Annotated in this window: 11 protein-coding genes; 9 read left to right on the top strand and 2 right to left on the bottom strand. The window is 67.1% G+C overall.

Going from position 1 to position 12,893, the window contains the following annotated elements; all coding sequences use genetic code 11:
• Nucleotides 1–110 precede the first annotated feature (110 nt).
• Nucleotides 111–1,559 (bottom strand): amidohydrolase family protein, encoded by a 1,449-nt coding sequence (locus AmiPiv_RS01055; protein WP_340035390.1) that lies wholly within the window; start codon nucleotides 1,557–1,559, stop codon nucleotides 111–113.
• Nucleotides 1,560–1,606: 47 nt separating this feature from the next.
• Entirely contained in the window at nucleotides 1,607–2,296 is a 690-nt protein-coding gene (locus tag AmiPiv_RS01060) for a GntR family transcriptional regulator (protein ID WP_340035391.1), read from the bottom strand.
• 186 nt (nucleotides 2,297–2,482) lie between these two features.
• On the opposite strand from AmiPiv_RS01060, the gene AmiPiv_RS01065 reads away from it, so the two are divergent.
• From AmiPiv_RS01065 to AmiPiv_RS01105, 9 genes are all read left to right on the top strand, one after another.
• Nucleotides 2,483–4,054: an ABC transporter substrate-binding protein gene (locus AmiPiv_RS01065; RefSeq protein WP_340035392.1), complete on the top strand. Its 1,572-nt coding sequence runs from the start codon at nucleotides 2,483–2,485 to the stop codon at nucleotides 4,052–4,054.
• A gap of 195 nt (nucleotides 4,055–4,249) precedes the next feature.
• Nucleotides 4,250–5,242 carry an ABC transporter permease gene (locus AmiPiv_RS01070; RefSeq protein ID WP_340035393.1) on the top strand — a complete coding sequence of 331 codons (993 nt, stop codon included), beginning with the start codon at nucleotides 4,250–4,252 and terminating at the stop codon, nucleotides 5,240–5,242.
• Between the two features lie 14 nt (nucleotides 5,243–5,256).
• A complete protein-coding gene (locus AmiPiv_RS01075; protein ID WP_340035394.1) occupies nucleotides 5,257–6,186 on the top strand; it encodes an ABC transporter permease in 930 nt (309 codons plus the stop codon).
• Nucleotides 6,187–6,190: 4 nt separating this feature from the next.
• A complete protein-coding gene (locus AmiPiv_RS01080) occupies nucleotides 6,191–7,159 on the top strand; it encodes an ABC transporter ATP-binding protein (RefSeq protein WP_340035395.1) in 969 nt (322 codons plus the stop codon).
• Nucleotides 7,156–8,229, top strand: a complete 1,074-nt coding sequence (locus AmiPiv_RS01085) for an ABC transporter ATP-binding protein (RefSeq protein WP_340035396.1) — start codon at nucleotides 7,156–7,158, stop codon at nucleotides 8,227–8,229. The genes AmiPiv_RS01080 and AmiPiv_RS01085 overlap by 4 nt, the downstream gene beginning before the upstream one ends.
• A gap of 10 nt (nucleotides 8,230–8,239) precedes the next feature.
• Nucleotides 8,240–8,902: a flavin reductase family protein gene (locus tag AmiPiv_RS01090; protein WP_340035397.1), complete on the top strand. Its 663-nt coding sequence runs from the start codon at nucleotides 8,240–8,242 to the stop codon at nucleotides 8,900–8,902.
• Between the two features lie 64 nt (nucleotides 8,903–8,966).
• Nucleotides 8,967–10,157: an amidohydrolase family protein gene (locus AmiPiv_RS01095; RefSeq protein ID WP_340035398.1), complete on the top strand. Its 1,191-nt coding sequence runs from the start codon at nucleotides 8,967–8,969 to the stop codon at nucleotides 10,155–10,157.
• Nucleotides 10,158–10,167: 10 nt separating this feature from the next.
• On the top strand, nucleotides 10,168–11,640 hold the full coding sequence (locus tag AmiPiv_RS01100; protein WP_340035399.1) for an amidohydrolase family protein: 1,473 nt from the start codon (nucleotides 10,168–10,170) through the stop codon (nucleotides 11,638–11,640).
• Between the two features lie 220 nt (nucleotides 11,641–11,860).
• A complete protein-coding gene (locus AmiPiv_RS01105; RefSeq protein ID WP_340035400.1) occupies nucleotides 11,861–12,790 on the top strand; it encodes a LysR family transcriptional regulator in 930 nt (309 codons plus the stop codon).
• Nucleotides 12,791–12,893: the final 103 nt, after the last annotated feature.

Raw genomic sequence — 12,893 nt, forward strand, 5'->3', positions numbered from 1 at the left:
GACCCGCCGCAGCTAATCTGCCACAGCGGTGGCGGCAGGGTAGTAGCTCGTTCGAGCTATGCGAGGACGGGCAGCGCGTGCTGCCCGTCCGCAAGTGCCTGCCGCGTTGCTCAGCTTGCCGGCAAGGGCTGCCGCGCCAGCCGCCAGAACTCCTGCGGCTCATCGAGCAGGTGCGTGAGCCCGGTGCGCTCGAAGGCGAGCGCGGCCTGTTCTGCGGCGTCGTCGAGGATCGCCCCGGCGTCGAGATGGTCGGTCTTGCGGCCGCGCATCAGCACCCGGCCGTTGACGATGACGGTGTCGACGTCGGCGGCATTGGCGAAATGGGCGATGCGCGTCACCGGCATCACTGGCGGATAGAGATGCGGCTTGCGCATGTCGACGAGCACGACGTCGGCCTTCTTGCCGACCTCCAGCGAGCCGATCTCCTGCTCCAGGCCCAGCGCCTTCGCGGCGTCGATCGTCGCCATCTCCAGCGTCTTTCCGGGCGGCAGGTAGGCAGGGTCGCGGAAGTGACGGCGGTGGTAGTGCATGCACTGCGCCATGTGGCGGAACATGTCGTAGCCGCGGTCGGGGGCTGCGGCGTCCGAGCCGAGGCAGACATTGATGCCGGCCTCGATCAGCTCCGGCACCGGGCAGCGGGCGTAGACCGACATGATCGCCGAGGGGTTGTGGATGATCGACGCGCCGGTCTCCTTCAGCGCGGTGAAATCGTCCTCGGTAAGGTCGACGCTATGGCCCAGGAGCGCGAACTTACCGAGGACGCCGAGATCGCGCGCCAGCGCGACCGAGCCGTCGCGGTGGCCGTCCTGGGTGAACAGGACGCCCTTGCGACGGCGCATATCCATGACCGCTTCACCCATCGCCACGACCTGACGGCGGTCTTCCGCCTCGGCCACGTGGCGGGCGTAATAGACCGGCATCACCAGGCAGATGCCGGTGCCGCGGCCGAGCACGTCGTTCCAGCGGTCGATCAGCGTCTCGCTGACCTCGAGCTGCCTTTCGAACGACACCTCGGTGTCGTGCCACGCGCCGTCGCTTCCGAGCGTGCGGTAGCGGCGGGGGAAGGGTGGGCGGCCAGGCCCGACGGCGAGGAAAGTGCGCAGGCCCGCTTCGATCGTCGCCTCGCAGTGGGCGTCGCCCGAGGCCGGGTCGTCGGTGCGGTAGATGTCGGCGCCGCCGCCCAGCAGCGTCATCGCCGTGGTCACGCCGCCGCGCAGCCTTTCGAGCTGCACCATGCGCGCCTCGGCGCGCCAGAAGGCTGGCGTCGAGCCGCGCGCATAGATTTCCTCGCAGGCCTGGAACCAGGTGTCGACGCCGGCGCCCGCATTGCGCACCAGCCCGTGGCCGGCATGTGAATGGTTGTCGATCAGGCCGGGCATGGCCACCATGCCGGTCCCGTCGATCACCTGCTTCGCACCGGCCGGCTCCGGGTCGCGCTCCGTGCCGATGGCGCTGATGCGGTCGCCGGTGATCGCCAGCCAGGCGCGGTCGAGCACGCGCCGGTCGGGATCGACCGTCACGGCGGTCACGTTGCGCACGAGGATGTCTGGCTGCGCCATGTCAGTCTTTGCCTTTCGAAAATGGGGCCTTCCGGGCTGTCGTTCGCCTAGAGGCCGAGAATGTCCTCGAGGTCGCGCGCCACCACGCGCTCGCTCTCGAGGTCGAGCTGGTTCTCGATATGGGCGAGGTGGTGGTGCATGACGGCGAGCGCCTTCTTGGCGTCGCGCGCGGTGATGCTGTCTACGATCGCCGCATGCTCGTCGGGGCCGCAGCTGAGCACCTCCTTCTGCTGGTACATCGCCATGATCAGCGAGGTCCGCGAAATCAGGTCGCGCAGCAGGCCCGCAAGTATCTGCGACTGTGCCAGCTCGGCGATCAGCAGGTGGAAGGCGCCCGACAGGCGGATCGCCGTGGCGACCTCGCCGCCCGAATGCGCCCGGCGCTCGTCGTCGACATGGCTGCGCAGCCGCTCGATGCCTTCGGCGCCGATGGTCGAGCACAGCCGCTCCACCAGCCTCTCCTCGATCGTGCGGCGGGCGAAGAACACGTCGCGCGCCTCCTCGATGGAAGGCTTGGCGACGAAGGCGCCGCGGTTCGGCACCAGCGTGATCAGCCCGTCGCGGGCAAGGTTCTGCAGCACCTGGCGCACGCGCGCCCGGCTGACCGAGAAGATGTCGGAGAGTTGCTCCTCCTTGAGGCGCGTGCCCGGGCCGATCTGCCGCTCGGCGATCGCATCCCAGATTTTTTCGTAGATCTCCTGATCGGTGACCGGCCGCTTGGCGGCTTCAGCGTCCATCCAATCCTCCTCCCGCAGGCCAAGATGACGACCTGCAGCCTATTCAATCCCATTCGCCGCACAAGTCAACAAATTTGTCGACAAAGATTGTTGACAATCTGAAATGACAATGTCAGCAATAATCGGGAGAGCCCGGTAGGTCGAGGAGAACGACCCGGGTTCGTGTCCTGAAACGGGAGGATTGAGATGAGGAAATTCCTGCTCGCGGCCACCGCCGCGGCCGTGGTCCAGCTTGGCCTGATGGGTGCTGCTGGCGCCAACACGTTGCGCTACGCCGCTGCCGGCGACATCTACGGGCTCGACCCGGATTCGATGACCGACAGCTTCTCCAACAATTTCCTGCAGAACATCTACGAGCCGCTGGTCCGCTACAACAAGGAGCTCAAGATCGAGCCGGCGCTGGCCCTGTCCTGGGAACTCGTCAAGCCCGACGTCGTCCGCTACAAGCTGCGCCAGGGCGTCAAGTTCCATGACGGCGCCGACTTCGGCGCCGACGACGTGGTCATGTCGTTGATGCGCGCCGTCGACGAGAACTCGCCGATCAAGGGCAACCTGCCGGCGCTCAAGTCGGTCGAGAAGATCGACGACTTCACCGTCGACCTGCATCTCTCCGGCCCGACGCCGCTGCTCAACAACTATCTGACCAACATCGCGATCTTCGATTCCGGCTGGCTCGAGAAGAACAACGCCGTCAAGCCGATCAACGCCGAGCTCGGCCAGGAAGGCTACACCTCCACCAATGCCAACGGCACCGGCCCGTTCAAGCTCGAGAGCCGCCGTCCCGACGCCCAGACCGTGCTGGTCGTCAACGAGGGCTGGTGGGACAAGCCCGAGCACAACCTGACCAAGATCATCTTCACGCCGATCGCCTCCGACGCCACCCGCGTCGCGGCGCTTCTGTCGGGCGAGGTCGACATCATCACGCCGTCGCCGCTGCAGGACGCCAAGCGCATCGCCGGCAATCCGGGCACCAAGGTGCTGGAGAACCCCGGCCTGCGCACCATCATGTTGAACTTCAACATGCGCGATAAGCTCGTCGACGGAAACGTCGAGGGTAATCCGTTCAAGGACGTGCGTGTCCGCAAGGCCGTCTACCAGGCCATCAACATGGACCTGGTGCGCGACAAGATCATGCGCGGCAAGTCGCGCAACGCCGGCCTGCAGATCGCCCCGGAAGTGCCCGGCTTCGACGCCAAGCTCAACGAGCGCTTCCCCTACGATCCGGCAGCCTCCAAGGCCCTGCTCGCCGAAGCCGGCTATCCGAACGGCTTCCAGTTCAACCTGAACTGCCCGAACGACGCCTACGTCAACGACGAGGAAGTCTGCCAGGCGATCACAGCCATGCTGGCCCAGGTCGGCCTTACCCCGAAACTCGTCACCGAGGCCCGCACGCTGGCCTTCAAGAAGGCGCAGGAAAAGCAGACCGACATGTTCATGATCGGCTGGGCGACGCTACCGATGCTCGACGGCTTCTCGGTGCTGTCGGCCATGCTGCATTCGCCCGAGGAGAAGCTCGGCACCTGGAACCCCGGCGGCTACTCGAACGCCAAGGTCGACGAACTGGTCAAGAAGATTGACGTCGAGCTCGACGAGACCAAGCGCCGCCAGATGATGGTCGAGGCTTTTGCCATCGCCAAGGATGACGTCGCCTGGCTGCCGCTGCACCAGCAGCCGCTGTCGTGGGCGGTGCGCGACAACGTCGAGGTCGTCCAGACCGCCGACGACCTGCTCCGCCTCTGGTACGTCAAGGTCAAGTAAGTCGAACCGGGCCCCTGTCCCGCAAGGGCGGGGGCCTTCGCTGCCGGCAAGCCCGCCGCCTCGACGCGGGCCTACCTCTAGAGCAATCCCAGGAAAAGTGCGCAGCGGTTTTCCGTCCGGAATTGCGCAAAAACAAAGAGATAGAGCGTTTCCGCGATTCGAAGAAAAGTGGAACCGCTCAAGGGAGTTGGGACGATGTTCGTGTTCCTCGTACGCCGCTTGCTGCAGGCCGTCATGGTCATGCTCGCGGTCGCATTCATCGCCTTCCTGATGTTCCGTTTCCTCGGCGATCCGGTGAACAACATCGTCAGCCAGGATGCCACCCAGGCCCAGCGCGAGGAAGTGCGCCAGCGCCTGCGCCTCGACGACCCGCTGGTGGTCCAGTACGGCCGCTTTGTCGTCAACGCCGCCAAGGGCGATTTCGGCATCTCCTACCGCAACAGCCGTCCGGTCAGCGCGCTGCTTGCCGAGCGCCTGCCGGCAACCGCCGAACTCGTGCTCGTCGCAGCCGTGCTGTCGCTCGTGCTCGGCATTCCGCTCGGCATCTACACCGCGCTCAGGCCGCGCGGCGTCCTGAGCCAGGGCCTGCAGATCATGTCGCTCATCGGCATATCGCTGCCCACCTTCGTCACCGGCATCCTGCTGATCCTGGTCTTTTCCGTCTGGCTCGGCTGGCTGCCGTCCTTCGGCCGCGGCGACGTCGTCGACATCGGCTGGTGGTCGACGGGCTTCCTCACCGCCTCGGGCCTCAAGGCGCTGATCCTGCCGTCCTTCATGCTCTGCCTGTTCCAGCTCACGCTGATCATGCGGCTGGTGCGCGCCGAGATGCTGGAGGTGCTGCGCGCCGACTACATCAAGTTCGCCAAGGCCCGCGGCCTGAAGAACCGCGCCATCCACTTCCGCCATGCCCTCAAGAACACGCTGATCCCGGTCGTCACCATCTTCGGGCTCCAGCTCGGCGGCCTCATCGCCTTCGCCATCATCACCGAGACGGTGTTCCAGTGGCCGGGCATGGGTGCACTCTTCATCCAGGCCGTCAACTTCACCGACGTGCCGGTCATGGCCGCCTATCTCGTCATGGTCTCGCTGATCTTCGTCATCATCAACACCAGCGTCGACCTTCTTTACAACGTCATCGACCCGCGCCTTCGCACCGACCCCACGCGTGCGACCGGCCGCGGCGCCTGACGGGAGCCCAAGTCATGAGCGACACTTCCTTCACCGGGCGCCTGCGCAGCTTTGCCGACAGCGACCTGTTCTACAGCTTCCGCCGTTCCAGGACGACGGTCGTCGCCGCGGTCGCGCTCACGCTGCTGTTCGTCGGCGCGGTATTCGCCCCGCTGATCGCCCCGCACAACCCCTTCGACATCGCCAACCTCAACCTGCTCGACAGCGAGTTGCCGCCGTCCTGGCTCGAGGGCGGCAACCCGGCCTACTGGCTCGGCACCGACACCCAGGCGCGCGACGTGCTGTCGTCGATCCTCTACGGCCTGCGCATCTCGCTCTTCGTCGGCTTCGCCAGCGTCATCCTGGCCGCCGTTCTCGGCGTCTTCCTCGGCCTGCTCGGCGGCTTCGTCGGCGGCATCGTCGACGCCGTCATCATGCGCGTCGCCGACGTGCTGCTCAGCTTTCCCGCGATCCTGGTCGCACTGCTCATCAACGGTGTCATGCGTGGCATCCTCCCCGCCAACCAGCACGAGAGCGCGGCCATCCTCGTTCTCGTGCTGGCCATCGGGCTCACCAACTGGGTGCAGTACGCCCGCACCGTGCGCGGTTCGACCCTGGTCGAGCGCCAGCGCGAATATGTCCAGGCCGCGCGCACCATCGGCGTCGGCCGCCTGCGCATCATGCTCACCCACATCCTGCCCAACGTGCTCGGACCGGTTCTGGTCATCGGCACCATCAACCTCGGCATGGCCGTGCTTACCGAGGCGACGCTGTCCTTCCTCGGCGTCGGCATGCCGGCAACCCAGCCGTCGCTCGGCACGCTGATCCGCGTCGGCAACGAGTACCTGTTCTCCGGCATCTGGTGGGTGGTGATCTTCCCGTCGGCCACGCTCGCCGTGCTCGTGCTCGCCGTCAATCTGATCGGCGACTGGCTGCGCGACGCGCTCAACCCGAAGCTGAGGTAAGGCCATGGCCCTGCTCGAAGTCGAAAACCTCAAGGTCGAATTCCCCACCCGCCGCGGCGTGCTCACCGCCGTCGACAACGTCTCCTTCTCGGTCGAACAGGGCGAGATCCTAGGCGTGGTCGGCGAATCCGGCGCCGGCAAGTCGATGACCGGAGCCGCCGTCATCGGCCTGCTCGAACCGCCCGGACGCATCGGCGGCGGCCAGATCCGCCTCGACGGCAAGCGCATCGACAACCTGTCGCCCGACGAGATGCGCCGGATCCGCGGCCGCCACATCGGCGCTGTCTTCCAGGATCCGCTCACCAGCCTCAACCCGCTCTTCACCGTCGGCGAGCAGCTGGTCGAGACCATCCGCACCCACCTGCCGATGTCGGCCGCCGAGGCCCGCAAGCGGGCCATCGAATGGCTCGCCGAGGTCGGCATCCCGGCGCCCGACATGCGCATCGACCAGTATCCGCACCAGTTCTCGGGCGGCATGCGCCAGCGCGTCGTCATCGCGCTCGCGCTCTGCGCCGAGCCGCGGCTGATCATAGCCGACGAGCCGACCACCGCGCTCGACGTGTCGGTCCAGGCGCAGATCATCGGGCTGCTCAAGCGCATCTGCCGCGAGCGCAACGCGGCCGCGATCCTGGTCACCCACGACATGGGCGTCATCGCCGAGACGGCGGACCGCGTCGCGGTCATGTATGCCGGCCGCCTCGCCGAGATCGGTCCCGTCGCGCGTGTCCTGCAGAACCCGAGCCATCCCTACACCGCCGGCCTCATGGGCTCGATCCCGCGCGTCGGACCGCGCCCCGACCGGCTGATCCAGATCGAGGGTTCGATGCCGCGCCTGACCGACATCCCCGGTGGCTGCGCCTTCAATCCGCGCTGCCCCAAGGCCTTCGCCCAGTGCCACCGGGTCCGGCCGGAGCTGCGCCCCGTCGCCGACGGCGCCGCCGCCTGCCTGCTCTATGATGGAGTGACGCAATGACCGACGCACCGAATGCCACGGCCGGCGCGCCGCTGCTTCAGGTCAAGGGCCTGAAGAAGCACTTCGCCATGTCGAAGCCCTTCCTCAACCGCCTGCTCGAAGGCGGCGAGACGCAGACGGTCAAGGCCGTCGACGGCCTCGACCTCGAGATCCCGCGCGGCAAGACGCTGAGCCTGGTCGGCGAATCCGGCTGCGGCAAGTCGACCGTTGCCCGCCTCATCATGGGCCTGTCTAACCCGACCGGCGGCAGAATCGTGTTCGACGGCACGGACATTTCGCGGGCGCCGGCGGGTCAGCCGGCCGCCATCCGCCGCCGCATGCAGATGATCTTCCAGGACCCCTATGCCAGCCTCAATCCGCGCTGGCGGGTCGGGGACATCATCGCCGAGCCGCTGCGCACCTACGGCCTGTGCGAAACACGCGAGGCCGAGCGCCGCGAGGTCGACCGCCTGCTCGAGTTCGTCGGGCTCAACGCCAAGGACGGCGACAAGTTTCCGCACGAATTTTCCGGCGGCCAGCGCCAGCGCATCTCGATCGCGCGCGCCATCTCCACCAAGCCGGAGTTCCTGGTCTGTGACGAGCCGACCTCGGCGCTCGACGTCTCTGTGCAGGCGCAGATCCTCAACCTGATGCGCGAGATGCAGCGCGAACTCGGGCTGACCTACCTGTTCATCAGCCACGACCTGGCGGTGGTCAACTTCATGTCCGACTGGATCGGCGTCATGTATCTCGGCCGCCTGGTCGAGGTGTCGCCGGCGGCCGAGCTGTTTGCCAACCCGCGCCACCCCTACACCCGGCTGCTGCTCGACACGATCCCCGATCTCGACATGTCCAAGCGCGACCGCCAGCCGGTCGCGGGCGAGGTGCCGAACCCGATCAACCCGCCTACGGGCTGCCACTTCCATCCGCGCTGCCCGCTCGCCAACGATCGCTGCAGGCGTGAGGCGCCCGCGCTTCGCGTGTATGATGGCGACGCCCGCGCCTCCTGCCATGCGGCGGAGGAGGGGCGTGACGCGACCGCCATTGCCGCGCAGGTGCCGGTGGCCCGGCCGCACCAGGCCGCAGTCTGAGGGAAGAGACATGGATTTCGATTTCGCCGAACTGCCCGAGAAGGACCGCTACCGGCTGCTGTGCAGCTTCGTCGGCCCGCGGCCGATCGCGCTCGTCACCACCATCGACGAGCACGGCTGCAACAATGCCGCGCCGATGAGCTTCTTCAACGTGTTCTCGCACGAACCGCCGCTGCTCATCCTCGGCATGCAGACCAGGCCCGACGGCACCGCCAAGGACACCGTCGCCAACATCCGCCGCTCGGGCGAGTTCGTCGTCCACATGGTCGACATGGCGATCGCCAGGGAGATGATCGTCACCGGCATCAACTTCCCCAGCGATGTCGACGAGATCGAGGTCGCCGGGCTGACCAGCACGCCCTCGGTCAAGGTGGCCGCGCCGCGCATCGAGGAATCGCCCTGCGCCATGGAGTGCAAGGTATCGCAGATCCTCGACTATGGCCGCCGCACCATCGTCGTCGGCGAGGTGGTGCAGATGTATGTCCGCGACGAGTGCCTCGACGAGCGTGGCCACTATGTCCGGCCGGAGGTCTACCAGCCGATCGCCCGGCTCCATGCCGACAACTACATCGTCGCCGACAACCAGTTCGTGCTGAAGAAGCCCGAAGACCTGCTCCATCACGAGGAAGCCGCGGGCTACGCCGAGCCGAAGCCGGAGAAGGTTCCCGGCTGAGCGCCCTCCACTTGCCGGGCGTCGTGCCCGGCGAGCCGAAATCCGAACTTGCAGCGGTGCCGATATGACTGAACTCCTCCTCAAGAACGTCAGGCCCTTCGGTGGGGCGTCGACCGACATCCTCATCCGCGACGGACGCATCGCACGTATCGGCGCGGGCGAGGTCGGCGCGGCCGCGGTCGAAGAAGGCTGCGGCGCGATCGCCATCCCGGGCCTGGTCGAGGCGCACGCCCATCTCGACAAGTCCCTGTTGGGCATGGGCTGGCATGTCCACCAGGCCGGGCCCTCGCTCGAGGACAAGATCTCCACCGAGCGCCGCCTGCGCCGCGAACTCAACATCGATCCGAGGCGCCAGTCGGCCCGCCAGGTGGCGCTCGCCGCGTCCCACGGCACCACCGCCATCCGCAGCCATGTCGACGTCGACACCGAGCAGAAGCTCTGGTGCTTCGAGGGCGTGGCCGCGACGCGCGAGCGCTTCCACGACGTCATGGACATCGAGATCGTCGCCTTTCCGCAGTCCGGCCTGATGATCCGTCCCGGCACGCTGGAGCTGATGGACGCGGCCCTTGCCAACGGCGCCGATGTCGTCGGCGGCCTCGACCCCTGCGGCATCGACCGCGACCCCAAGGGACAGCTCGACGCGATCTTCGGCCTCGCCCAGAAGCATGGCAAGCCGATCGACATCCATCTTCACGAGGCCGACGAGCTCGGCGCCTTCTCGCTGGAGATGATCATCGAGCGCACCAGGGCGCTCGGCATGCACGGCAAGGTCACCGTCAGCCACGCCTTCTGCCTCGGCATGCCCGACCGTGCCCGCGCTGCCGCCCTCACCGAGCAGCTCGCCCGCGAGGACATCGCCATCGCCACCACCGCGCCCGCCTCGCGGTCCGTGCCGGCCGCCGCCGAGCTGCGCCGCGCCGGCGTGCGGCTCTGCGCCGGCTCCGACGGCATCCGTGACACCTGGGGTCCCTACGGCAATCTCGACATGCTGGAACGCGCGCTGTTCATCGGCCTGCGCAACAATTTCCGCAACGATTCCGACGTCGAATACGCCCTCCATGTCTGCACCCAGGGCGGCGCCGACGTCATGGAGCTGAAGGACTACGGCCTGCGCGAGGGTGCCTTCGCCGACATCGTCCTGGTCGAGGCCGAGACCGTCCCCGAGGCGGTCGCCGCCCGCCCCAGGCGCAAGCTGGTGCTCAAGCGCGGCAAGCCGGTCGCGCGCTACGGCCAGCCCCTTTTTACCGTCGAATGAGCATTTTGAAATGACCGAACCATTGCTTCTCACCGCCCGCTGGGTGGTCGGCCACGTCGACGGCCGCCACTGCCTCTATCCGAACGGCGAAATCGTCGTGTCCGGCGACCGGGTCGTCTTCGTCGGCCACGGCTACGAAGGGCCGGTCGCGCGCCGCATCGACTACGGCAACGCCCTGATCGGCCCCGGCTTCGTCGATCTCGACGCGCTCTCCGACCTCGACACCACCGTGCTCGGCTACGACAACCAGCCGTCGTGGAAGAAGGGCCGCATCTGGCCCGAGACCTACATGGAAAGCGGCCCCTTCGAGATGTATTCGGAGGAGGAGCTGGCCTTCCAGAAGCGCTACGCCTTCTCGCGCCTGATCCGCTCCGGCATCACCACCGCGCTCCCCATCGCCTCGCTGTTCTATCGCGAATGGGGCGAGACGGTGGGCGAATTCACCGCGGCGGCGGAGGCCGCGCGCGACCTCGGCCTGCGCGTCTATCTCGGGCCGGCCTACCGGTCCGGCAACTCCTTCGTCCGCCGCGACGGCACCATCGATTACCATTTCGACGAGGAACGCGGCTTCAAGGGCCTCGCCGACGCGATCGCCTTCTGCCGCAGGTTCGAGGGCGAGGCCGGCGGCCTGATCCGCACCATGTTCGCGCCCGACCGCATCGAGACCTGCACGCCAGACCTCTTGAAGCGTTCGGCCGCGGCCGCCGAAGAGCTCGACGTGCCGATCCGCCTGCATTGCTGCCAGTCGCCCTTCGAATACCAGAGCGTGCTCGCGCTGCGCGGTATGAGCCCGGCCGAATGGCTCGAAAGCCTCGGCTTCCTGTCGCCGCGCGCGATCCTGCCGCACGGCACCCATGTCAGCGGCCGCAACGGCATCGACCGTCCGGGCCGGGATCTCGAGATCCTGCGCGACGGCGGCGGCACCATCGCCCATTGCCCGCTGGTCTCGGCCCGCCACGGCAATGCGCTCCAGTCGTTCCGCAAGTACCGCGACATGGGCATCCGCATCGGGCTGGGCACCGACACCTATCCGCCGGACATGTTCCTCAACATGCAGGTCGGCATGATGCTGTGCCGCATCGAGGAAGGCGGCACCGAAGGCAGCCGCTCCGAGGACTTCTATGATGCCGCGACCCTTGGCGGCGCCGACGCGCTCAACCGTCCCGACCTCGGCCGTCTCCAGGCCGGTGCCATGGCCGACCTGATCGTGGTCGACTTCGATGATCCGTTCATGGGCCAGACCATCGACCCGATCCAGACGCTGATGCAGAACGCCTCGGCGCAGTCGGTGAAGACGGTGATGATCAATGGCCGCTTCGTCATGGAGGACGGCGTCATCCCCGGCGTCGACGACCGCGAATACCGAAGGCGAGCGCAACGGCAGTTCGAGGGCGTGATCGCCAAATACCCGCTGCGCACCTTCGGCCACCCGCCGGTCGAGGACATCTTTTCGTTGAGCTATCCGACCTACCGCAGGGCATGAATGCTCCCCGTGCCTTGCATGAAGAGGGCGCCGTTTCGGCGCCCTCTTTGTTTTTGCAGGGCCCGTTCCGGCTGCAGTCGGCGCCCTAGTCCCTTCGGACGAGGCCAAGCCCCCGTCGACGAAACCTAATGCCCGTGGCGCACCGGCAAGCCGGCCCGCACCCGGAGGAAAGAGTTGCAGGTCGAAGCTCGAAAGGCGTGACGCGATGGTGCTGCGGAACTTGGCCAAGCTTGACCTCAACCTGCTGCATGTCTTTGCGGCCGTCTACAGCGAGGCGAGCATCACCCGCGCCGCCGAAACGCTCAACGTCACCCAGCCCGCGGTCTCCAACAGCCTTTCGCGCCTGCGCGACATCTTCGGCGACCCGCTGTTCATCCGCGCCGGCCAGGGCATCGCGCCGACGCCGCTCGCCCGCAGCCTGATCGAGCCGATCAGGGGCGCGCTGGTCGCGCTCGACCGCACGCTCGCCGCCCATCAGCGGTTCGATCCGCTCACCTCCGAGCGCATCCTGTGCTTCAGCATGAGCGACTTCGCCGAGGCGGTCGTGCTCGCCCCGCTGATCGGCGAGATCAGCCGCCTGGGTTCGAAAGTCACGGTGCGCAACCATTTCGTCGCCGAGCGCGACCTCTATTCGGGCCTAGCCTCCGGCGAGATCGACTTCGCGGTCGAGTCGCACCCCCTCGGCGATCCCGACCTCGGCAACCGGCTGCTGTTCAGCGACGAGTTCGTCTGCGTCATGCGCAAGGGCCATCCGGCGCTGTCCGAGCCCTTCAGCTTCGAGCGCTATCTCGGCCTCAGGCATCTGCACATCTCCAACCGCCCGCGCATTGCCAACCTCGTCGACGGCGCCCTGGCGCGGCTCAGGCGCAAGCGGCATGTCGCCGTTCATGTCGAGCATTGCCTGGCCGCCGGCGCGATCCTGGCACAGAGCGACCTCTGCCTCACCATCCCGACCTCCTTCGTCCGCCACTTCCTGCCGGGCGAGCGCTTCGCGGTCGTCGAACGCCCGTTCCGCATGCCGCCGCTGCAGACCTGGCTCTACTGGCACCCGGCTTCCGAAAGCAGCCCGTCCCACAAATGGGTCAGGCAGCTGCTCGAGGGCTGCTTCCCGCCGGAGGAGGCAGCCCTCGATCAGGATCACCACGGCTGATGTCGTTCATTCCGAATGGCGATTTGTCCCGGCAAATCCCCGCGCCCTAGACTGCGGCCAACATCGCGCATCGGGAACAGGCCCGCTGTGGCGGAAGCCGAAA

Origin of the sequence: Aminobacter sp. Piv2-1 (genome assembly GCF_037625995.1) — a bacterium.
Taxonomy (GTDB): domain Bacteria; phylum Pseudomonadota; class Alphaproteobacteria; order Rhizobiales; family Rhizobiaceae; genus Aminobacter.